Source organism: Streptomyces sp. NPDC058221 (assembly GCF_042882365.1).
In the GTDB taxonomy this organism is placed as follows: domain Bacteria; phylum Actinomycetota; class Actinomycetes; order Streptomycetales; family Streptomycetaceae; genus Streptomyces.
In genome coordinates this window covers 1-21,116 of record NZ_JBHVWF010000140.1, presented here as the reverse complement: position 1 = coordinate 21,116, position 21,116 = coordinate 1, and the positions used below count along the sequence as shown (strand labels likewise).

Sequence of the window (21,116 nt, the reverse complement as noted above, 5' to 3'; positions counted from 1 at the left end):
CCGAAATCCGCCGGCCGGGCCCCCACGCGGGCCCCCCCCCCCCACGGCCCGGGCAACCCCCCGGCCCCCGCCCCGGTTTCCCGGCCCCCCCCCGGCACCCCGGGGGCGGCGCCTTTTCGTTGCCCGCCTCCAGGTGTCCCGGGACCACAATCCGTAAGGACCCCACCGTTCCGCTGAAGTGTGAGGTGTGGCACGATGCTGGCCACCCCCCACCCGCCGTCGACGTCCTGCCGACGGCACTGCCCCTTCAGGCATTCCGCACCACAGGAACCACAGGAGACATCCCGCGTGCAGACCTCCGCGCTCCCGGACCTCGCGCACACCGACACGACGACAATGCACTGGCTGGCCACCGCGGCGGCCATGGCCGCCGTCGTCGCGGCAGCCGGCCTGCTCCAGCCCGACACCGCCGCCTCGGCCTCCACCACGCCCCACCGGACCGTGGTCCAGCACGGCTCGGCGACCGTCGACCCTCCGGATCCGCAGCGCGCGGTGTTCCCGCTGGAATGCGGCGGCGTCGGCAACACCGTCGCCAAACAGGCCCCGGGCGACCTCGACGGGGACGGCCGTCCGGAAACCGTCGCTGTGGTCCACTGCGCGGCCGGATCCGGTACCCCGCCCAGCGGCGTCTACGTCCTCACACAAGGAAGCGGGGCCGCACCCAGAATCGTCGCGACCCTGGTGGACCCCGCCCGGAAGATGAGCGTCGGCGACTTCACCGTGCGTGACGGAGTCATCTCCGCCACCCTCCTCGGCTACTCCTCGTCCTCCGTCCCGTCCTGCTGCCCCGACCAGCAGGAGAAGGTCACCTGGCAGTGGCAGAACGGGGCCTTCGTACGGACCAGCCAGTCCGCCGACCCGGCCGACGGCAGCGCCTGACCGGTCCCCGGCACACCCGCCGCGGCACTCGGGCCGACAGCTCAGGCCGCCTCGGGGCCGAACACCTCGACGCTGTCCGAAACGCGTCGTACATGGATGCAGTCACCCGGGCACTCCTTGGCCGAGTCGACGACATCCTGGAGGAGCGGCAGCGGCACCGGCGTGGTCGCCCCCTTGTCCTGCAACAGCTCGTCCGCGTCGCTCTTCACATACGCGAGCCCGTCGATGTCCAGCTCGAAGACCTCGGGCGCGTACTGCACACAGATGCCGTCCCCCGTGCAGAGGTCCTGGTCGATCCAGACCTCCAGATCCTGGGCCTCGCCACCGGTGGGAGCATCCTGCTGCGCGGTCATTTCGCCTGCCGTTTCCTACGTATCCGAACCAAAAAAGCCAGCCCTGACGGGTGTTGAACACTTCGACGATACAACCGGCCGCTTTCCGATGTTGAAGGGTGGGTATTCCCCTGACACGAGGGAGAGCGCAAGGGTGAAGATCGGACACACCCCACAGTCTTTGTGATCTAGGGGTTTCAATCATCACCCACCCAGGTAGGGTCAGGAAGCGTCCAGCTCCCCTTGGAGGAGGTGAGGACCGTGGCAGCCCACGACGACGACAACAACCGCGGCATCCGGCCCGGGCGGGGGTCCGATGACCCAGCCGGCCAGGTCGCCTATCTTGAGCAGGAAATCGCCGTCCTGCGACGTAAGCTCGCCGACTCTCCGCGCCATACGAGGATTCTCGAAGAGCGGATCGTCGAGTTCCAGACCAACCTTGCAGGCGTGTCCGCCCAGAACGAGCGGCTCGCCAACACACTCCGCGAGGCCCGCGACCAGATCGTGGCCCTCAAGGAAGAAGTCGACCGGCTGGCACAGCCACCGGCCGGTTTCGGTGTGTTCCTGCAGGGCAACGAGGACGGCACCTGCGACATCTTCACCGGGGGCCGCAAGCTCCGGGTGAACGTCAGCCCGAGTGTTGAGCTCGAAGACCTCCGGCGCGGCCAGGAAGTCATGCTCAACGAAGCGCTCAACGTGGTCGACGCCATGGAATTCGAGCGGGCCGGGGACATCGTCACCCTCAAGGAGATCCTTGAGGACGGCGAACGCGCCCTGGTGGTCGGGCACACCGACGAGGAACGGGTGGTGCGGCTCGCCGAGCCGTTGCTGGACATCACCATCCGCCCCGGCGACGCCCTGCTGCTCGAACCCAGGTCCGGCTACGTCTATGAAGTGGTTCCCAAGAGCGAGGTCGAAGAACTCGTCCTCGAAGAAGTCCCGGACATCGACTACGACAAGATCGGCGGACTGGGCGACCAGATCGAACTGATCCGTGACGCGGTCGAGCTCCCCTACCTGCACCCAGACCTCTTCAAGGAACACGAGCTGCGGCCACCGAAGGGCATCCTGCTCTACGGCCCGCCCGGCTGCGGCAAGACACTCATCGCCAAGGCCGTCGCCAACTCCCTCGCGAAGAAGGTCGCCGAGGTCACCGGCCAGCCCGCCGGCAAGAGCTACTTCCTCAACATCAAGGGCCCGGAACTCCTCAACAAGTACGTCGGTGAGACCGAGCGCCACATCCGCCTGGTCTTCCAGCGTGCTCGCGAGAAGGCGAGTGAGGGCACCCCCGTCATCGTCTTCTTCGACGAGATGGAATCCCTCTTCCGTACCCGGGGTTCCGGCGTCAGCTCGGACGTGGAGAACACCATCGTCCCGCAGCTGCTCGCCGAGATCGACGGCGTCGAGGGCCTGGAGAACGTCATCGTCATCGGCGCCTCCAACCGCGAGGACATGATCGACCCCGCGATCCTGCGACCCGGCCGTCTCGATGTGAAGATCAAGATCGAGCGTCCCGACGCAGAGGCCGCGAAGGACATCTTCGCGAAGTACCTCACGCCCTCGCTGCCGCTGCACGCGGACGACCTGTCCGAGCACACCGGCTCGAGGGAAGCCGCCGCCCACGCCATGATTCAGTCGGTCGTCGAGCGGATGTACACCGAGTCCGAGGAGAACCGCTTCCTCGAGGTCACGTACGCCAACGGCGACAAGGAAGTCCTGTACTTCAAGGACTTCAACTCCGGCGCGATGATCCAGAACATCGTCGACCGGGCCAAGAAGATGGCCATCAAGGCCTTCCTCGAGCAGGGCCAGAAGGGCCTTCGCGTCTCCCATCTCCTCCAGGCATGTGTGGACGAGTTCAAGGAGAACGAGGACCTGCCGAACACCACCAACCCGGACGACTGGGCCAGGATCTCCGGCAAGAAGGGTGAGCGGATCGTCTTCATCCGCACACTCGTCACCGGAAAGCAGGGCGCGGACACCGGTCGCTCCATCGACACGGTGGCAAACACCGGGCAGTACCTGTAGAACGCAGACCGGCTGCGGATGCCCGGCCGGGCATCCGCAGCCGGTTGCTTTCCGGACAGCTCCGACGACACCGGAGCAATGACGTAATTGATCTCCCCACCAGCACAGTGGCGCTCTAGGCTCTTGCGTACCGCCCGGTCGCGCAGTGCGGGTACGGGCAGACCGCGCACGCACCGGACAAGCAGCGGTACTTGAGCGCCGCTCCCGGCAGGGGGCGCCGCCGGGCAAGGAGGGCCGCATGACCGTACGGCGAGTAATGGGCATCGAGACCGAGTACGGGATCTCCGTGCCCGGTCACCCCAACGCCAATGCCATGCTCACCTCGTCCCAGATCGTCAACGCCTACGCGGCGGCGATGCACCGGGCGCGCCGCGCCCGCTGGGACTTCGAGGAGGAGAATCCGCTGCGAGACGCGCGAGGCTTCGACCTCGCCCGCGAGACCGCCGACTCCAGCCAGCTCACGGACGAGGACATCGGCCTGGCCAATGTCATCCTCACCAACGGGGCACGGCTGTACGTCGACCACGCACACCCGGAGTACAGCTCCCCGGAGATCACCAACCCCAGGGACGCGGTCCTCTGGGACAAGGCCGGTGAGCGCATCATGGCCGAGGCCGCCGAGCGCGCGGCTCAGCTGCCCGGCGCCCAGCCGATCCATCTGTACAAGAACAACACCGACAACAAGGGCGCCTCGTACGGGACGCACGAGAACTATCTGATGAAGCGGGAGACCCCGTTCTCGGACATCGTGCGCCATCTGACCCCGTTCTTCGTCTCGCGGCAGGTCGTCACCGGCGCAGGACGGGTCGGAATCGGCCAGGACGGTCACGAGCACGGCTTCCAGATCAGCCAGCGGGCCGACTACTTCGAGGTCGAGGTCGGCCTGGAGACCACGCTCAAGCGCCCGATCATCAACACCCGCGACGAGCCCCACTCGGACGCCGAGAAGTACCGCCGGCTGCACGTGATCATCGGTGACGCGAATCTCTCGGAGATCTCCACCTACCTCAAGCTGGGCACCACCGCACTGGTCCTCTCCATGATCGAGGACGGCTTCATCAACGTCGACCTGGCCATCGACCAGCCGGTGCGCACGCTGCACCAGGTCTCTCACGACCCGGATCTTCAGCAGCTGATCACTCTGCGCAGCGGGCGGACACTCACAGCGGTACAGCTCCAGATGGAGTACTTCGAGCTCGGCCGCAAGTACGTCGAGGAGCGGTACGGGGCGGACGCCGACGAGCAGACCAAGGACATCCTGATCCGCTGGGAGGACACGCTCAACCGGCTGGAGAGCGATCCGATGAGCCTGGCGGGCGAGCTGGACTGGGTCGCCAAGCGGGAGCTCATGGAGGGCTACCGCCGCCGTGACAGCCTCGACTGGGACGCACCCCGGCTGCATCTGGTGGACCTCCAGTACGCCGACGTACGGCCCGACAAGGGCCTCTACAACCGTCTGGCGGCCCGCGGCAGGATGAAACGCCTGCTGGACGAGAACGATGTCGAGCGGGCCCGTACGGCGCCACCGGAGGACACCAGGGCGTATTTCCGCGGTCGCTGCCTGGAGCAGTACGCGGACGACGTCGCCGCGGCCTCCTGGGATTCGGTCATCTTCGATCTTCCGGGTCACGACTCGTTGCAGCGGGTGCCCACCATGGAACCGCTGCGAGGCACCCGCGACCACGTCAAGGAGCTCCTGGACCGCTGTCGTACCGCGGAAGAGCTGGTCCAGGTGCTGACCGGCGGCTGAAAGGGCCGCCGACTGGGAATCATTCCGATGACGTCCGGACGTTGAGACAAGTGCCGGGCCAATGTCGGACCCCGTAGGTAGGGTCTGATCAAGTGCTTCGAACCGAGCGGGGTGAGCTATATGGCGACCAAGGACACCGGCGGCGGACAGCAGAAGGCGACACGCTCCACCGAGGGGACCGAGGAGCAGGCGCAGGACGCGCAGGGCTCCGAGGACCTCAAGGAGCGACAGGAGAAGCTGAGCGACGATGTCGACGACGTTCTGGACGAGATCGACGACGTACTCGAAGAGAACGCCGAGGATTTCGTGAGGTCATTTGTTCAGAAGGGCGGGGAATAGGGCTTAATGTCCGAAATCCCCGAAACGAGGAACTGCTCTCGCTGTCGAAAGGATCTGCCGAGGCAGTCCTTCGCCGGCAACAGGGCGATGCGGGATGGCCTCCAGGCGTATTGCCGGAAGTGCTCTGCTGAGTACTACCAGCAGCGTCAGGAGGCCAAGGGCAAGTCTGTGCGCGTCAAGGTGCCGGTACCACGGGGGCGCAAGCGTTGCCCTCAATGCGAGGCGGTGAAACCGCATGATCAGTGGGAGCGCAACAGATCGTCTTCCGACGGCTGGGCGAGCTACTGCCGCGTGTGCCGGGCGGAGCGGAATCGGATCAGCTATTTCCGACGCAAGTACGGTCTTGATCCGGCGGAGTTGGACGCATTGATCGCCGCTCAGCATGGTGTTTGCTGCGTCTGTCTGATCGCTTCGGCTGAGCATGTGGATCACTGCCATGAGACGGGTAGGGTCCGTGGCGTACTGTGCTTCAGCTGCAACGCAGCTCTGGGGCAGCTCAAGGACCGGCCGGATGCCATAAGGCGTGCAGCCGCATACGTGGAGGGAAACGCGTGGAAGCCAACACTCGTAGCACCGGGCGTCTACCAGCTGCCTTCCTGACGCCGGGATCGTCCTCCTTCATGGACTTCCTGACCGACCAGTCGCCCGCGATGCTGCCGGGCAACCGGCAGCTGCCGCCCATGAAGGGGGCCATCGAGGCTCCGCACGGGACGACCATCGTCGCGGCGTCCTTCCCGGGCGGCGTGGTGCTGGCCGGTGACCGGCGGGCGACCATGGGCAGCATGATCGCGCAGCGCGACATCGAGAAGGTCTTCCCGGCCGACGAGTACTCGGCGGTGGGCATCGCCGGTACGGCCGGTCTGGCCGTGGAGATGGTCAAGCTGTTCCAGCTGGAGCTGGAGCACTTCGAGAAGGTCGAGGGCGCGCAGCTCTCCCTGGAGGGCAAGGCCAACCGGCTCTCCACGATGATCCGGAGCAATCTCGCGATGGCCATGCAGGGCCTGGCCGTGGTGCCGCTCTTCGCCGGCTACGACGTCGACCGGGAACGCGGCCGGATCTTCTCGTACGACGTCACCGGAGGCCGTTCCGAGGAGCAGGGCTACGCGTCCACCGGCTCCGGTTCGATCTTCGCCCGCAGCTCCATGAAGAAGCTCTACCACGAGGATCTGACGGAGGAGCAGACGCTCACTCTGGTCGTGCAGGCGCTCTACGACGCGGCGGACGACGACTCGGCTACCGGCGGTCCGGATGTGGCCCGGCGTATCTATCCGATCGTCACCGTCATCACCGACGAGGGTTTCCGGAAGCTGGCCGAGGCGGAATCCGCCGAGATCGCCCGCTCGGTTCTGGAACGACGGCTCGTGCAGCCCGACGGCCCGCGCGCCGAGCTGCTCTGATTCCTCGTTCCCAGGCTTCTTCGATGCTCTTGTCACTGACAGAAAGGGACGGATAGCCGGTGTCGACGCCGTTCTATGTCTCACCTCAGCAGGCCATGGCCGACCGGGCGGAATACGCCCGGAAGGGCATCGCCCGTGGTCGCAGCCTGGTTGTGCTGCAGTACACCGACGGCATTGTGTTCGTCGGCGAGAACCCGTCCCGTGCGCTGCACAAGTTCAGCGAGATCTATGACCGGATCGGTTTCGCCGCCGCCGGTAAGTACAACGAGTACGAGAATCTCCGCATCGGCGGTGTGCGCTATGCCGATCTGCGTGGATACACCTATGACCGTGACGATGTGACGGCCCGTGGGCTGGCGAACGTCTACGCGCAGACGCTCGGCACCATCTTCTCCAGTGCGGCCGAGAAGCCGTACGAGGTGGAGCTGGTGGTCGCCGAGGTGGGCGCGGCGGCGGACGGCGACCAGATCTACCGGCTGCCGCACGACGGCTCGATCGTGGACGAGCACGGCTCGGTCGCGGTCGGCGGCAACGCCGAGCAGATCAGCACCTTCCTGGACCAGCGGCACCGTGACGGGATGTCGCTGGCCGAGGCGCTGAAGCTCGCGGTGCAGGCACTGTCCCGCGATCCCAACGGCAGCGAGCGGGAGATCCCCGCGGAGCGGCTGGAGGTCGCGGTCCTGGACCGTACGAGGCCGCAGCAGCGCAAGTTCAAGCGGATCGTCGGCCGGCAGCTCGCGCGGCTGCTCGAGGCGGACGGCGCCGGTTCGACGCCGACGGACGCCCCGTCGGACACGGAGGAGGGCGACGACACCACCGGGACGACGAGCGCCGGTAAGCCGGGCGGCACTGGTAAGCCGGGTGGCGCGGGCAAGGCGGGCGGCAAGAAGGCCGTGGCCGACTCCGGCGATTCCACCGGGACCGAGTCCACCGATTCCGGTGGGGACGTGGAGTAGCACGTCCTGGTGTGTCCTGGCCCCGGTCCGCCCTTCGGGCGGGCCGGGGCTCTGTCATGAGCGCCGGCCCGTGGGCGGGGGAGCGGACGAGCCACGGACGATCAGCTGGACCGGGAGGCTGCCGGTCCCGGCCGTGCGCCCATCGAGGACGGCCAGCAGGGCGCTCATGCCGCGCCCGCCGACCTGCTCGGCCGGCAGCTGCACGGTGGTGAGTTCCGGCTCCAGGGCCGTGGCCAGGGCCAGGTCGTCGAAGCCGGTGACGGAGAGGTCGTCGGGCACCCGGAGCCCGAGCCGGCGGGCGGCCTTGCAGGCGCCGGCAGCCAGAATGTCGTCGTCGCAGATGATGGCGGTGGGGCAGGGGCCGGGAAGGGACAGTGCGCGTTCGGCGGCGTCGCGGCCGGCCCGTACGTCGAGCGCCGCGGGCACCGTGCGTACATCGGTGCCAGGGACGGCGCGCAGGGTCTGCTGGACGGCTTCGGCCCGGACGGTGAACGTCCAGGTGTCGACGGCCGAGGCGAGATGGAGGAAGCGGCGGTGGCCGAGGGCGAGCAGGTGCTCCGTCACCTGGCGCATCCCGTCGGCGACGTCGAGGTTGACCCGGGCCGCCGGGCCCGGGGCCGAGGGGTCGCTGTCGAGCATGACCAGCGGAAGTTCGGCGCCGTGCAGGGCGCCGAGGGCGTCGGCGGCCATGGATGAGGCGATGACCCCGTCGAGTGCGGCGCGGGCCGAGGCGAAGGGGTCCCGGGCCGGGCCGGTGCCGTCCGGCGACGGGTAGAGCACGACACCGAAGCCGTGCTCGGCGGCGACCGCGGCGGCCCCGGTGTACACCCGGGCGAAGAACTCGTTGGTGAGGGCCGGGACGACGAGCAGGGCCGTCCTGGTGCGGCCCAGGCGCAGATTGCGGGCGGCGAGATTCGGCCGGTAGCCGAGGCCGCGGGCGGCCTCGCGGACGCGTTCCGCGGTGGCGGCCGACACCCGGCCGCGCCATTTGCCGCCGAGGACCAGGGAGACGGTGGCCTGCGAGACGCCTGCGGCCCGAGCCACGTCACGGCTGGTGGGCCGGGACGGGGCGGGCTGTGCTGGGCTGGTCACTCGGGCCTCCGGGCCGTTCGGGGCAGGCGCCGTGAGGTGGACCTGCGGACTGGCCACATGGTACGTATGAACCTGGAAGTTATACGTAAAACCTCGGGTGGCCGAAAGGCGTCTCAGGGAGAGGGGCGGGACATGGCCGCGGGATATCTGGACATCCTCCGGGCGCGGCATGCCGCCCGGCTGCTGACGGGAACCCTCGTGGGACGGCTGCCGAACGGCACCGCCCCCATCGCGATCGTGCTGTTCACCCGTGCGGAGGGCGGCAGCTACGCCCTCGCCGGGGCGCTCGCCGCCGTGTACGGGCTGGGCACGGCGGTCGGACAGCCGCTGCTGGGCCGCGCCGTGGACCTGTACGGCCAGCCGCGTGTCCAACTGCCCGCCGCTGTCCTGTCCGCCCTCGGTATGGCCCTGCTCGCCGTGGCGGGCTTCGGGTCGCTGCCGCTCGCCTATGCGGCCGTGGCTGTCGCGGGGGTGGCCACGCCGCCGTTGGAGGGCGGCCTGCGGGCTCTGTGGCCGAGCGTCCTCGGCAGTGAGGACCGGGTGCACCGGGCCTATGCCATGGACGCGGTCGCCCAGGAGGTCATGTTCACGGTGGGGCCGCTGCTGGTGACCCTGCTGGTCTCCCTCTGGTCGCCGGCCGCCTCACTGCTCGTCATCAACGCGATAGGCGTCCTGGGGGCGCTGTCCGTCGTCCTGTCCGAGCCGTCCAGGACCTGGCGTTCCGCACCGCGGGAGGCGCACTGGCTGGGCGCGCTCCGCTCGCCGGGGCTGCTGGCGCTCCTCGGCTCCTTCTTCTTCGTCGGACTGGCGCTGGGCTCCATCACGGTTGCGGGTGTCGCCTACGCCGACGACCACGGCCAGGACTCCGTCTACGGCTGGCTGATGGCCGCCCTGGGGCTCGGGGCGCTGATCGGTGGCTCGGTGTACGGGGCGCGGCAGTGGTCGGGGCCGCCCGAGCGACGGCTCCGGGTGATCGTGGCGCTGCTTGCGCTGGGCTATCTGCCGCTGACGCTGACCCCTGGTGTGGTGGCCATGACCGTGCTGGCGGGTGTCGCCGGGGTGTTCCTGGCCCCCGCCATCGCCTGCTCGTTCATCGTCGTCGACCGGCACGCCCCGAGGGGCACGGTGACGGAGGCGTTCTCCTGGCTCGTGACCACGTTCGGCGTGGGCGCGGCGGCCGGGACGGCTGTGGCGGGCCCGGCCGTGGAACTGGGCGGGACGGCGTGGAGCTTCGCCGTCGCCGGGGCCGGTGGAGTGGCTGCGCTGCTGGTCCTGCTGGCCACCGGAAGGGTCCTCGCAGCTCCCGGGCGTAGTGCTGTTGCGGTGCGAGGATCGGAAAATGATCGAAACGGGGCCGTCGAACCCGGTTTCAGCTCGGGCCATCAGGCGTAATGTTCAGTCATGGACCGCCGCATTTTCGGGCTGGAGAACGAGTACGGCGTCACGTGCACGTTCAGGGGACAGCGCCGACTGTCTCCTGATGAAGTGGCGCGCTACCTCTTCCGCCGTGTTGTGTCATGGGGCCGCAGCAGCAATGTCTTTCTGCGGAACGGCGCCCGCCTCTACCTCGACGTGGGATCGCATCCGGAATATGCAACCCCCGAATGCGACAACCTGACCGAACTGGTCACTCACGACAAGGCCGGCGAGCGCATTCTCGAAGGCCTGCTTGTCGACGCCGAACGCCGCCTGCACGAGGAGGGAATCGCGGGCGACGTCTATCTCTTCAAGAACAACACCGACTCGGCTGGAAACTCCTACGGATGTCATGAGAACTACCTCGTGGCCCGGCACGGAGAATTCTCCCGGCTCGCGGACATCCTCATTCCCTTCCTCGTCACGAGGCAGCTGATCTGCGGCGCGGGCAAGGTGCTGCAGACCCCGCGGGGCGCCGTGTACTGCGTCAGCCAGCGTGCCGAGCACATCTGGGAGGGTGTCAGCTCCGCGACGACGCGCTCCCGTCCGATCATCAACACCAGGGACGAACCGCACGCGGACGCCGAGCGGTACCGCCGCCTCCACGTCATCGTCGGCGACTCCAACATGTCCGAGACGACCATGCTGCTCAAGGTCGGCGCGACCGATCTGGTGCTCCGCATGATCGAGGCGGGCACGGTGATGCGGGATCTGACCCTGGAGAACCCGATCCGGGCGATCCGGGAGGTCAGTCACGACATCACGGGGCAGCGCAAGGTGCGCCTCGCCAGTGGCCGCGAGGCGTCCGCCATCGAGGTGCAGCGCGAGTACTACGAGAAGGCCGTGGACTTCGTCGACCGCCGGGGCATCCGCACGGGCAATGTCGAGAAGGTCCTCGAACTGTGGGGCCGCACGCTCGACGCGATCGAGGCCGAGGACCTCGACCGGATCGATACCGAGATCGACTGGGTCATGAAGTACAAGCTCATCGAGCGGTACCGGGGCAAGCACAACATGACCATGTCGAATCCGCGGGTCGCCCAGATAGACCTCGCCTACCACGACATCCATCGCCGCCGAGGCCTGTACTACCTGCTGGAACGCAAGGGGCAGGCCGCCCGCATCTGCAACGACCTGAAGATCTTCGAGGGCAAGTCGGTGCCCCCGCAGACCACCAGGGCGCGGCTGCGCGGCGACTTCATCCGCCGGGCCCAGGAGCAGCGGCGGGACTTCACCGTCGACTGGGTCCATCTCAAGCTCAACGACCAGGCGCAGCGGACGGTGTTGTGCAAGGACCCGTTCCGTTCCGTGGACGACCGAGTGGAGAAACTGATCGCGGGTATGTGAGCCGACGCAGGACGCGCCTCGGCTCTTGTGCGACTCGGGCCCCGTACGTTCCTCGTACGGGGCCCTTTCCACGCCCTAGAGTGTCGGGAACCCCCATGGGGCGTGCCCCAACAAATGTGTCGTCTGAGATCTGAGGAACCAGTGCGCCGACTTGCCGGCCTTCTAGTCGTCCCCCTGCTGCTGCTGACAGCGGCCTGCGGCGGCGACGACAAGGGCTCCGACTCCGCTTCCGCCTCCGCGTCCGCCCCGTCCAAGGACGGATTCCCCGCGATCACCGCGGGCGCGAAGTTCGGCGAGAAGCCCACCCTGGCCAAGGGCACGGGAACGCCGCCCAAGGAGCTGAAGACCAACGTCGTCAGTGAGGGTGACGGTGCGAAGCTCAAGAACGGCGACGCGATCCAGGTCAACTACCTCGGGCAGGCCTGGGACTCCACCAAGCCGTTCGACAACAGCTACGACCGTAAGCAGGCGTTCGACCTGACCCTCGGTGCCGGCATGGTCATCCAGGGCTGGGACAAGGGTCTCGTCGGCCAGAAGGTCGGCAGCAGGGTCGAGCTGGTGATCCCGCCTGACCTCGGCTACGGCGCGCAGGGCCAGGGCGACATCAAGCCCAACGCCACCCTGGTCTTCGTCGTCGACATCCTGAAGGCGAAGCAGATCCCGGCGTCCGCCAAGGGCAGCGAGGTCGCCCAGGACAACGTCGACCTGCCGAAGGTGGGCACGAAGACCGACGGCAAGGCGCCGACGCTCACGATCCCCAGCAAGGCCACCCCGCCCAAGAAGCTGGTCTCCAACTACGTGCTGGAGTCCAAGGGCGATGTCGTGAAGGCGACCGACAGTGTCGTCGTGAACTACGTGGCCAAGCTGTGGAAGGGCGGCAAGACGTTCGACAGCACCTACGCGACGGGCAAGACACAGACCTTCCCGCTGGCCCAGGTCACCCTCAAGGGTCTGAAGAACGGCCTGGTCGGAAAGAAGATCGGCAGCCGTGTGCTGCTCGTCGTCCCGCCGGACCAGGCTTTCGGTGACAAGGCGCAGCAGTCGATCCCCAAGAACTCGACGCTGGTCTTCGCCGTGGACATCCTGGCGAAGATGTAAGACTGTCCCGGTTGTCCAGTTCATCATTTAGAGGAGCAAGTCAGTGAGCATCGACAAGCCCGAGATCGACTTCCCGGGTGGCGAGCCGCCGGCCGACCTGGAGATCAAGGAGATCTGGGAAGGCGACGGCCCGGTCGCTCAGGCCGGCCAGACCGTCTCCGTCCACTACGTGGGCGTGTCCTTCTCCACCGGCGAGGAGTTCGACGCCTCCTGGAACCGTGGCACCCCGCTTCAGTTCCAGCTCGGTGGCGGTCAGGTCATCAAGGGCTGGGACCAGGGCGTGCAGGGCATGAAGGTCGGCGGCCGTCGCCAGCTGACCATCCCCGCGCACCTCGCGTACGGTGACCGCGGCGCCGGCGGCGGCGCCATCGCCCCGGGCGAGACGCTGATCTTTGTCTGCGACCTGGTCGCTGTCTGATCCCGCACCCTGTGCGATCCGAGGGCCCGTGCCGCAAGGCACGGGCCCTCGCTTTCGTCCGGACGCCCCGGAGCGGTACGGTCGAGGGTCGTAGAGCAAAAACAGAAAGGGCGTCGATGGCGATTGCCAAGGCCGAGCGGCTGATGAACCTGGCACTGTGTCTGCTGGGGACCCGGCGCCCGCTCAGCAAGCGAGAGCTGCGCGGTTCCATCGAGGCCTACCTGGAGGCGGGCTCGGATGACGCCTTCAACCGGATGTTCGAGCGCGACAAGGACGATCTGCGTGAGCTCGGTCTGGTCATCGAGACGGTGGAGAACCTGGACGGCGACACCGGCTATCTGGCCCGCCGCGACAGCAACCGGCTGCCCCCGATCACGCTGGACGCCGAGGAGGCCGCCGCGCTCGGACTGGCCGCCAAGGTCTGGCAGCAGGCCCGGCTGGCCGGCGCGGCCAGCGGCGCCCTGCAGAAGCTGCGGGCGGCCGGCATGCCGGAGACCGAGGACGCGTACGAGGTGCACAGCGCCCTCGAACCCCGTATCCCCGTTCATGAGGCCGCGTTCGAACCGCTGATGCTGGCCTGCCGGGACCGTCGGCCGGTGACCTTCGACTACCGCAAGGGCAACGCCGCCCGGCCCGAGCAGCGTCAGGTCGAGCCGTGGACGCTGGAGTGCTGGCGCGGCCACTGGTATCTGGCCGGATGGGACCGGGGGCGAGGCGCCGAGCGGGTGTTCCGGCTCTCCCGGATCGCGGGCAGGGTCCGCTCACGGGCCGGTGCGTTCACCGCCGAGGTGCCCGACGTCGTCACCGTCCGCGAGACGGTGGAGAGCTGGGCGGGCGAGACGGCCACCCGCACCGCTCTGATCAGGCTGCGGGCCGACTCCGGCTACCCGCTGCGGGCCCGGGCGATATCGGTCCGGGAACTCGGGGACGGGTGGGAGGAGTTGGAGATTCCGTACGGACACGGTCTGGACGCCTGGCTCGTCGAGTTCGGTCCGGATGTGTTCGTACAGGAACCTGCGGATCTGCGGGCCGACGTGGTGGACCGGCTGCGCGCCGTGGCCAAGGACTGAGGGGACCGCACATCATGGCCACGAACGCCATCGACCAGACCCGCCGGATGCTCTCCCTGGTGACGTATCTGCGTGAGCGCCCCGGCGCCCATGTCCAGGACGTCGCCCGGGCCTTCGGCATCACCGAGGACGAGCTCATCTCGGACCTCGACGTCCTGCCCATGTGCGGGACCAGCTTCCGCGGCGGCGATCTGCTGGACATCGACACCGACGGCGACCGGATCTGGTGGCACAACCCGGACGACGTCGCCGAGCCGCTCCGGCTCGCCGCCGACGAGGCGACGGCCCTGCTGGTGGCCGCCCGCGCGGTGGCGACACTGCCCGGACTGCGGGAGAGCGACCGGCAGGCACTGCTGCGCGCCACGGCCAAGCTGGAGGCCGCCGCCGGTGAGGTCGGTGCGGCGAGCTCACGGCTGTCCGTCACCTTCGAGTCCGAGGGCGGCGTCTTCGCCGATGTGGACCGGGCGATCTCGGAGCGGCGCCGGCTCTGGCTGCGCTACTACTCGCCCGCACGCGACGAGCTCACCGAGCGCGAGGTGGACCCGATCCGGCTCTTCGCCGTGGGGCACACCTATATGGAGGCCTGGTGCCGGTCCTCGGAGGACCGGCGTACGTTCCGCCTCGACCGGGTCGCGGCGATCCGGCTGCTCGACGAGCCGGCCGCACCGCCCGAGCTGGAACTGCGGGATCTGTCGGAGGGGCTGGTCCAGCCCGCCGCCGAGGACCCGGAGGTCGTGGTCGAGGTCGGCCCCGGCGGGCGCTGGGTGGCGGAGTACTACCCGCACGACAGTGCCGACGAGCTGCCCGACGGCGGCCTGCGGATCACTCTGCGGACCCCCGACCCCGCTTCGCTGCGCCGCCTGGCACTCCGGCTCGGCCGTGAGGGTCGCATCGTCTCGCCGCCCGAGCTGGCGCGGAGCGCACAGGGCGCGGCGCGTGCGGCACTCGCCGCCTACGACGGCCCGGCCTGAGAGGCACCTGAGGGGATATGGGCAATATGTCTGCTGTGTCGGGTGTTTCCTCCGTTCCGACGGTCGTCGTCCCCGAATCCGTACGGTTCAGGGCCGCCTGCCCGGACTGCCGCGCACGGTTCGAGCTGACGGCGGCTGACATCCGGCTCGCGATCGGCGCCACCAGCCGGACGACGTTCTACTCCTTCACCTGCCCCGAGTGCGAGGCCGCCGTCCGCAGGCCCGCCGGGGAGCGGATAATCGAGCTCCTCACCGGCGGAGGCGTGCGGACGCTGCGCCTCCACAGCAGCGTCTAGGACGCTCATCGGAACCACACCCGCACACGAGAAACATCGAGGCACCGCGCATGTTCTGGCCCATGCTCGCCATCGCCCTGGGATTCCTCGGGATCGCCGTCCTGGGTGTGCTGGCCATCAAGGTCTTCGTCGAGGCCCAGCGGCTCGGTCATCAGGTGACGCGTACCACGGACCGCATCAACCGGGCGGCCGAGGATCTGGAGCGCGCGGCCACCGACCTCGCGGCCAGGGGCGAAACGCTGCACTGAGCGCCGCCCCTGAACGGAAGCCCCGGGCGGGCCCGTTCGATCCGGGCGGGCGCGGCCTCCTGTTTCCCGGTTCCGGGGGGTACGCTGCTGGTGACGGCCCTGTGAGCGAGGCGTGGGCCGTAATCGCATGGATGCATGGGTATTGCCCTGCGTTTACTCCTGCGGGATACGATCGCTGACAGTACGACGATCGGACGTCCGTCCGACGCTCGGTCCGCCCCACCCCTGCTGCCTCGGTGAGAAGGTACACGCATATGTTCGGAAGGCTCGGAGCTCCCGAGATCATCCTGATCCTCGTCGTCATTGTTCTGCTGTTCGGCGCGAAGAAGCTTCCCGACATGGCTCGCTCGCTCGGCAAGTCGGCCCGCATCCTCAAGAGCGAGGCCAAGGCGATGAAGTCCGAGGGCGGCCCGTCGGCCACCCCGGCCGAGCCGGCCGCCAACGACGCCGCTCAGGACCAGGCCGCCCCGCGCACCATCCAGGCCGCTCCCGGTGACGTCAGCAGCTCCCGTCCGGTCGCTGAGCCGACCGACTCGACGACCAAGCGCTGACCAACCGGGCCGATGCAGGCGTCCTGACCGGTGACGGCCTGCTGCACGAGATGAGGACGTGGGTTGCTCAAGTCTGCCCGCACACAGGAGACGGATCCAGAGGGCCGCATGCCTCTGGTGGAGCACCTGCGTGAGCTGCGTAACCGGCTGACGAAGGCGTTGCTGGGGATCGTCCTCGTGACCATCGTCGCCGCCTTCTTCTACAAGGGGATCATCGAGTTCTTCACCGATCCCGTGCTGAAGTCGGTCGGCTGCAAGTTCAGCTTCGCCGAGCTGACGCAGAGCAAGGACACCGAGGCCACCTGCGCACGCATCGTCCTGAACGGCCTGCTGACGCCGTTCACGCTCGCGCTCAAGGTCTCGCTGATGGCAGGAATCGTGCTGTCCTCGCCGATCTGGCTCTACCAGCTCTGGGCCTTCGTCGCGCCCGGCCTGCACAAGCACGAGAAGAAGTACTCGCTCGGTTTCGTCGGGGCAGGCTTCCCCCTGTTTCTCGCGGGCGGGTTCTTCGCCTACAAGACCCTGCCGACGATGGCCAAGGTACTGCTGGGCTTCTCGCCGGAAGGCCTGGACAACCAGCTGCCGCTGGACGATTTGCTGGACCTCATCACACGCATGGTGGTGGTCTTCGGGCTCTCCTTCGAGCTTCCGCTGCTGCTGGTGATGCTGAACTTCGTCGGGATCGTCACGGGCAAGCGCATGCTCGGCTGGTGGCGCGGCATGATCATGGGCATCACGGTGTTCGCCGCGCTGGCGACCCCCAGCACGGACCCGCTCACCATGCTGGCGCTGGCCGGTCCGATCTGGGTGCTCTACTTCGTCGCCACCGTGATCTCGATCCTCAACGACCGCCGGAAGGCGCTGCGGGCCGCGGAGGGGCCGGACGACGACGAGGCCTCGGAGCTGGACCTCACCCCCGAGGACATCGGCGAGGGCGAATCGGTCTCCGCGCGTGGGTCGGTGCCGGCGCAGGCGTCCTCGGACCGTGACCGGGTCAACGGTTACGACGACATCACCTGACCTTGTAGGGTCCCCGGGTGACCAGCGAGATCACCCTCTTCGTCAATCCCACCGCAGGACGCGGCCGGGGCGCGCGTGCCGCGCAGCCGGCCGCTTCCGCGTTGCGGGACGCCGGATTCTCCGTCCGTACGGTCCTCGGCGAGGACGCCGGTGACGCGTTGCGGCGGGCGCGCGCGGCCGTGGCCGGAGGGACGGGTGCGCTGATAGCCGTCGGCGGGGACGGCATGATGTCCCTCGCCCTCCAGGCCGTCGCCGGGACCCGGACCCCGCTGGGCGTCGTGGCCGTCGGCACCGGGAACGACTTCGCCCGGGCGCTCGGCCTGCCGATACGGGACCCGGCCGCGGCGGGCCGGCTGGCCGCCGAGGCGCTCAAGAGCAGCGCCGTCCGCGAGATCGACCTGGGCCTGGTCGGCGACCGGTGGTTCGGGTCCGTCCTCGCCTCCGGCTTCGACTCCCGGGTCAACGACCGCGGCAACCGGATGCGCTGGGCCGGCGGCCGGTTCAAGTACGACCTGGCGATCCTCGCGGAACTCGCCGCGTTCGAGCCCATCCCGTACCGGATGAGCCTCGACGGCGGTCCGGTCCGGGAGATCCGGGCGACGCTGATCGCCGTCGGCAACGGATCGACGTACGGCGGCGGCATGCGGATCTGCGCGGACGCCGCCATGGACGACGGGCTGTTCGATGTGACCGTCGTCGGGGAGTGCAGCCGCACCACCCTGCTGAGGGTGTTCCCCAAGGTCTACAAGGGCACTCATCTCGGCCACCCGGTCGTCACCGTGCACCGGGTCTCCTCGATCGAGCTCGAGGCCGTCGGTGTCACCGCGTACGCGGACGGTGAACCCCTCGGCGCGCTGCCGCTGACCGCCACGTGCGTACGGGGCGCCGTCCGGGTCCTCGGGACGGGTTCTGCCACGGGGAATTAAAGATCGCGTCACTGTCAGAGGTGGCGGGTAGGCTCGTGGACAAGATGACAGAGGACCTCTCACCAGCTGAGCGATACCAGGCTTCCCGGACCCGAGCCGCCGAGCAGGCGACCTCGCTCGGGCCGTTCCGCGAGATGTACGAGTTCGATCTGGACCCCTACCAGATCGAGGCCTGCACGGCGCTGGAGGCCGGCAAGGGCGTGCTCGTCGCCGCCCCGACCGGATCGGGCAAGACGATCGTCGGCGAGTTCGCCGTGCACCTCGCCCTGGAGCAGGGCCGCAAGTGCTTCTACACCACGCCGATCAAGGCCCTCTCCAACCAGAAGTTCGCCGACCTGGCCAAGCGCTACGGCGCGGACAAGGTGGGCCTGCTCACCGGTGACAACAGCGTCAACGCCGATGCCCCGGTGGTCGTCATGACCACCGAGGTGCTGCGCAACATGCTGTACGCGGGCTCCCAGGCGCTCAGCGGGCTCGGCTATGTCGTGATGGACGAGGTGCACTACCTCTCCGACCGCTTCCGGGGCGCGGTGTGGGAGGAAGTGATCATCCACCTGCCCGAGTCCGTCACGCTCGTATCGCTGTCGGCGACGGTGTCCAACGCCGAGGAGTTCGGCGACTGGCTGGACACCGTCCGCGGCGACACCGCCGTGATCGTCTCCGAGCACCGTCCCGTGCCGCTCTGGCAGCACGTGCTGGCCGGACGCCGGATGTACGACCTCTTCGAGGAGGAGAGCGACCACGGCGGTCGCGGCGTCGGACGCCGTGAGGTCAACCCCGACCTGGTCCGGCTCGCCCGCATGGAGAACCAGCGCGGATACAACCCGCGCGAGCGCCGGCGCGGAAAGATGGTGCGCGAGGCGGACCGCGAGCGCGAGCGGCGCCAGCGGAGCCGGATCTGGACGCCGTCACGGCCCGAGGTCATCGACCGGCTGGACGCCGAAGGGCTGCTGCCCGCCATCACGTTCATCTTCAGCCGGGCCGGCTGCGAGGCCTCCGTCCAGCAGTGCCTGCACGCCGGACTGCGGCTCAACGACGAGGACAAGCGACGGCTGGTGCGGGAGATCGTCGAGGAGCGTACGGCGTCCATCCCCAGAGAGGACCTCCATGTCCTCGGCTACTACGAATGGCTCGAAGGCCTGGAGCGGGGCATCGCCGCGCACCACGCCGGCATGCTGCCGACCTTCAAGGAGGTCGTCGAGGAACTCTTCGTCCGCGGGCTCGTGAAGGCGGTGTTCGCGACGGAGACGCTGGCTCTCGGCATCAACATGCCCGCACGTTCCGTGGTCCTGGAGAAGCTCGTCAAGTGGAACGGCGAACAGCACGCCGACATCACCCCCGGCGAGTACACCCAGCTGACCGGCCGGGCCGGGCGGCGCGGGATCGACGTCGAGGGACACGCGGTGGTGCTCTGGCAGCGCGGCATGGACCCGGGCGCGCTGGCCGGACTCGCGGGCACGCGTACGTATCCGCTGCGCTCCAGCTTCCGGCCCTCCTACAACATGGCCGTGAATCTGGTGCAGCAGTTCGGCAAGCACCGTTCGCGTGAGCTGCTGGAGACCTCCTTCGCACAGTTCCAGGCGGACCGGTCAGTGGTCGGGATCTCCCGCCAGGTCCAGAAGAACGAGGAGGGCCTGGAGGGCTACAAGGAGGGAATGACCTGCCACCTCGGTGACTTCGAGGAGTACGCGCGGCTGCGCCGCGACCTCAAGGACCGGGAGACGGAGCTCGCCAAGCACGGAGCCTCGCAGCGGCGGGCCGCCGCGGCGGCGTCCCTGGAGAAGCTCAAGCCCGGCGACGTCATCCATGTGCCCACCGGCAAGTTCGCCGGACTGGCGCTCGTCCTGGACCCGGGACTGCCCGCAGGGCGGACCAACGGGCACGGACACCGGGGAATGGAGTACCACGATGGGCCGCGGCCGTTGGTGCTGACGGCCGAGCGGCAGGTCAAGCGGCTGGCCTCGATCGACTTCCCGGTGCCGGTGGAGGCGCTGGAGCGGATGCGCGTCCCGAAGTCGTTCAACCCGCGCTCGCCGCAGTCGCGCCGCGATCTGGCATCCGCGCTGCGCACCAAGGCCGGGCACATCGTGCCGGAGCGGCACCGCAAGGGGCGGTCCGTCGCGGCCGACGACCGCGAGATCGCGCGCTACCGGGCCGAGTTGCGCGCACACCCCTGCCACGGGTGCGACGAGCGCGAGGACCATGCGCGGTGGGCCGAGCGGTACCACAGGCTCCAGCGGGACACCCAGCAGCTGGAGCGCCGTATCGAGGGGCGCACCAACACGATCGCCCGGACCTTCGACCGGATCGTGGCGCTGCTCACCGAGCTCGACTATCTGCGGGGCAGTGAGGTCACCGAGCACGGGCGGCGGCTGGCCCGGCTGTACGGCGAGCTCGACCTGCTGGCCAGCGAATGCCTGCGCGCCGGTGTGTGGGAGGGGCTCAACCCGGCCGAACTCGCGGCTTGTGTCTCGGCTTTGGTGTACGAGGCGCGGCAGTCTGACGACGCGGTGGCGCCCAAGCTGCCGTCCGGGCCGGCGAAGACCGCGATGGGCGAGATGGTCCGGATCTGGGGGCGGCTCGACGCCCTGGAGGAGGACTTCAAGATCAACCAGGCGGAGGGGGTCGGGCAGCGCGAACCCGATCTCGGATTCGCCTGGGCGGTGTACATGTGGGCCTCCGGCCGGACGCTGGACGAGGTGCTGCGCGAGGCGGAGATGCCGGCGGGGGACTTCGTGCGGTGGTGCAAGCAGGTGATCGATGTGCTGGGGCAGGTGGCGGCCGCGGCGCCGCGTGAGGGCAGTTCGGTGGGGCGGAGTGCGCGGAAGGCGGTTGATGAGGTGTTGCGGGGAGTGGTGGCTTACAGCTCTGTGGGGTGAGGCGGGGGTGGGTGGCCGCGGGGCCGGTGCGGGTGGTGCACCTGCGGTGGGCCTGTTCCCCTACCCGCCCCTTCCCGTAACCGGGGCTCCGCCCCGGACCCCG

General features: G+C 68.7%; 21 protein-coding genes. 19 read left to right on the top strand and 2 right to left on the bottom strand.

The features are described 5' to 3' along the window. Positions 1 to 288 precede the first annotated feature (288 nt). Positions 289 to 879 carry a hypothetical protein gene (locus tag ACFVW8_RS31735; RefSeq protein ID WP_389696115.1) on the top strand — a complete coding sequence of 197 codons (591 nt, stop codon included), beginning with the start codon at positions 289 to 291 and terminating at the stop codon, positions 877 to 879. Positions 880 to 920: 41 nt separating this feature from the next. On the opposite strand, the gene ACFVW8_RS31730 is transcribed toward ACFVW8_RS31735, so the two are convergent. After that, entirely contained in the window at positions 921 to 1,232 is a 312-nt protein-coding gene (locus tag ACFVW8_RS31730) for a ferredoxin (RefSeq protein WP_384136264.1), read from the bottom strand. Positions 1,233 to 1,472: 240 nt separating this feature from the next. Here ACFVW8_RS31730 and arc point away from each other — a divergent pair, with 240 nt between their 5' ends. The 6 genes from arc to prcA all read left to right on the top strand — a co-directional run bounded on the left by arc (position 1,473) and on the right by prcA (position 7,681). Continuing rightward, a complete protein-coding gene (gene arc / locus ACFVW8_RS31725; protein WP_389696112.1) occupies positions 1,473 to 3,239 on the top strand; it encodes a proteasome ATPase in 1,767 nt (588 codons plus the stop codon). Positions 3,240 to 3,477: 238 nt separating this feature from the next. Continuing rightward, positions 3,478 to 4,989 carry a depupylase/deamidase Dop gene (gene dop, locus ACFVW8_RS31720; protein WP_389696110.1) on the top strand — a complete coding sequence of 504 codons (1,512 nt, stop codon included), beginning with the start codon at positions 3,478 to 3,480 and terminating at the stop codon, positions 4,987 to 4,989. A 120-nt stretch (positions 4,990 to 5,109) separates the two neighbouring features. Beyond that, positions 5,110 to 5,328, top strand: coding sequence for a ubiquitin-like protein Pup (locus ACFVW8_RS31715; RefSeq protein WP_389696108.1), 219 nt, complete (start codon positions 5,110 to 5,112; stop codon positions 5,326 to 5,328). Between the two features lie 6 nt (positions 5,329 to 5,334). After that, positions 5,335 to 5,928, top strand: coding sequence for an endonuclease VII domain-containing protein (locus tag ACFVW8_RS31710; protein WP_389696106.1), 594 nt, complete (start codon positions 5,335 to 5,337; stop codon positions 5,926 to 5,928). Further along, a complete protein-coding gene (gene prcB / locus ACFVW8_RS31705) occupies positions 5,880 to 6,725 on the top strand; it encodes a proteasome subunit beta (protein WP_389696105.1) in 846 nt (281 codons plus the stop codon). Before ACFVW8_RS31710 ends, prcB begins: the two co-directional genes overlap by 49 nt. Before the next feature lie 59 nt (positions 6,726 to 6,784). Continuing rightward, the gene (gene prcA / locus ACFVW8_RS31700; RefSeq protein ID WP_389696103.1) at positions 6,785 to 7,681 is read left to right on the top strand and encodes a proteasome subunit alpha; all 897 of its coding nucleotides are present in this window, start codon (positions 6,785 to 6,787) and stop codon (positions 7,679 to 7,681) included. A gap of 54 nt (positions 7,682 to 7,735) precedes the next feature. Here prcA and ACFVW8_RS31695 read toward each other — a convergent pair whose 3' ends face one another. Beyond that, the gene (locus ACFVW8_RS31695; protein ID WP_389696100.1) at positions 7,736 to 8,773 is read right to left on the bottom strand and encodes a LacI family DNA-binding transcriptional regulator; all 1,038 of its coding nucleotides are present in this window, start codon (positions 8,771 to 8,773) and stop codon (positions 7,736 to 7,738) included. 132 nt (positions 8,774 to 8,905) lie between these two features. Between ACFVW8_RS31695 and ACFVW8_RS31690 the strand changes: the two genes are divergently transcribed. From ACFVW8_RS31690 to ACFVW8_RS31635, 12 genes are all read left to right on the top strand, one after another. Further along, positions 8,906 to 10,165: an MFS transporter gene (locus ACFVW8_RS31690; RefSeq protein ID WP_389696099.1), complete on the top strand. Its 1,260-nt coding sequence runs from the start codon at positions 8,906 to 8,908 to the stop codon at positions 10,163 to 10,165. Between the two features lie 9 nt (positions 10,166 to 10,174). Further along, positions 10,175 to 11,536 carry a Pup--protein ligase gene (pafA, locus tag ACFVW8_RS31685; protein WP_024493415.1) on the top strand — a complete coding sequence of 454 codons (1,362 nt, stop codon included), beginning with the start codon at positions 10,175 to 10,177 and terminating at the stop codon, positions 11,534 to 11,536. 141 nt (positions 11,537 to 11,677) lie between these two features. Then, the gene (locus ACFVW8_RS31680) at positions 11,678 to 12,634 is read left to right on the top strand and encodes an FKBP-type peptidyl-prolyl cis-trans isomerase (protein WP_389696096.1); all 957 of its coding nucleotides are present in this window, start codon (positions 11,678 to 11,680) and stop codon (positions 12,632 to 12,634) included. A gap of 43 nt (positions 12,635 to 12,677) precedes the next feature. After that, positions 12,678 to 13,052, top strand: a complete 375-nt coding sequence (locus ACFVW8_RS31675; protein WP_389696094.1) for an FKBP-type peptidyl-prolyl cis-trans isomerase — start codon at positions 12,678 to 12,680, stop codon at positions 13,050 to 13,052. Between the two features lie 116 nt (positions 13,053 to 13,168). Continuing rightward, the gene (locus tag ACFVW8_RS31670; RefSeq protein ID WP_389696092.1) at positions 13,169 to 14,122 is read left to right on the top strand and encodes a helix-turn-helix transcriptional regulator; all 954 of its coding nucleotides are present in this window, start codon (positions 13,169 to 13,171) and stop codon (positions 14,120 to 14,122) included. A 14-nt stretch (positions 14,123 to 14,136) separates the two neighbouring features. Then, positions 14,137 to 15,093, top strand: coding sequence for a helix-turn-helix transcriptional regulator (locus ACFVW8_RS31665; RefSeq protein ID WP_389696090.1), 957 nt, complete (start codon positions 14,137 to 14,139; stop codon positions 15,091 to 15,093). Positions 15,094 to 15,110: 17 nt separating this feature from the next. Continuing rightward, a complete protein-coding gene (locus tag ACFVW8_RS31660) occupies positions 15,111 to 15,389 on the top strand; it encodes a hypothetical protein (RefSeq protein WP_389696088.1) in 279 nt (92 codons plus the stop codon). A gap of 50 nt (positions 15,390 to 15,439) precedes the next feature. Further along, positions 15,440 to 15,637: a hypothetical protein gene (locus ACFVW8_RS31655; RefSeq protein WP_389696086.1), complete on the top strand. Its 198-nt coding sequence runs from the start codon at positions 15,440 to 15,442 to the stop codon at positions 15,635 to 15,637. 254 nt (positions 15,638 to 15,891) lie between these two features. Further along, positions 15,892 to 16,188 carry a Sec-independent protein translocase subunit TatA gene (gene tatA / locus ACFVW8_RS31650; protein WP_389696084.1) on the top strand — a complete coding sequence of 99 codons (297 nt, stop codon included), beginning with the start codon at positions 15,892 to 15,894 and terminating at the stop codon, positions 16,186 to 16,188. Between the two features lie 63 nt (positions 16,189 to 16,251). After that, complete coding sequence (gene tatC / locus ACFVW8_RS31645) at positions 16,252 to 17,208, top strand: twin-arginine translocase subunit TatC (protein WP_389696082.1); 957 nt, start codon at positions 16,252 to 16,254, stop codon at positions 17,206 to 17,208. Between the two features lie 17 nt (positions 17,209 to 17,225). Further along, the gene (locus tag ACFVW8_RS31640) at positions 17,226 to 18,134 is read left to right on the top strand and encodes a diacylglycerol kinase (protein ID WP_389696080.1); all 909 of its coding nucleotides are present in this window, start codon (positions 17,226 to 17,228) and stop codon (positions 18,132 to 18,134) included. Positions 18,135 to 18,178: 44 nt separating this feature from the next. Continuing rightward, positions 18,179 to 21,013 (top strand): DEAD/DEAH box helicase, encoded by a 2,835-nt coding sequence (locus ACFVW8_RS31635; RefSeq protein ID WP_389696117.1) that lies wholly within the window; start codon positions 18,179 to 18,181, stop codon positions 21,011 to 21,013. The last annotated feature ends 103 nt before the right edge of the window (positions 21,014 to 21,116 follow it).

Bases quoted from the DNA above. Each gene is read 5' to 3' on its own strand.
- ACFVW8_RS31730 (WP_384136264.1), bottom strand. From the start codon at position 1,232: ATGACCGCGCAGCAGGATGCTCCCACCGGTGGCGAGGCCCAGGATCTG.
- dop (WP_389696110.1), top strand. From the start codon at position 3,478: ATGACCGTACGGCGAGTAATGGGCATCGAGACCGAGTACGGGATCTCC.
- ACFVW8_RS31715 (WP_389696108.1), top strand. From the start codon at position 5,110: ATGGCGACCAAGGACACCGGCGGCGGACAGCAGAAGGCGACACGCTCC.
- ACFVW8_RS31710 (WP_389696106.1), top strand. From the start codon at position 5,335: ATGTCCGAAATCCCCGAAACGAGGAACTGCTCTCGCTGTCGAAAGGAT.
- ACFVW8_RS31690 (WP_389696099.1), top strand. From the start codon at position 8,906: ATGGCCGCGGGATATCTGGACATCCTCCGGGCGCGGCATGCCGCCCGG.
- pafA (WP_024493415.1), top strand. From the start codon at position 10,175: ATGGACCGCCGCATTTTCGGGCTGGAGAACGAGTACGGCGTCACGTGC.
- ACFVW8_RS31670 (WP_389696092.1), top strand. From the start codon at position 13,169: ATGGCGATTGCCAAGGCCGAGCGGCTGATGAACCTGGCACTGTGTCTG.
- ACFVW8_RS31665 (WP_389696090.1), top strand. From the start codon at position 14,137: ATGGCCACGAACGCCATCGACCAGACCCGCCGGATGCTCTCCCTGGTG.
- ACFVW8_RS31660 (WP_389696088.1), top strand. From the start codon at position 15,111: ATGGGCAATATGTCTGCTGTGTCGGGTGTTTCCTCCGTTCCGACGGTC.
- ACFVW8_RS31655 (WP_389696086.1), top strand. From the start codon at position 15,440: ATGTTCTGGCCCATGCTCGCCATCGCCCTGGGATTCCTCGGGATCGCC.
- tatA (WP_389696084.1), top strand. From the start codon at position 15,892: ATGTTCGGAAGGCTCGGAGCTCCCGAGATCATCCTGATCCTCGTCGTC.
- ACFVW8_RS31635 (WP_389696117.1), top strand. From the start codon at position 18,179: ATGACAGAGGACCTCTCACCAGCTGAGCGATACCAGGCTTCCCGGACC.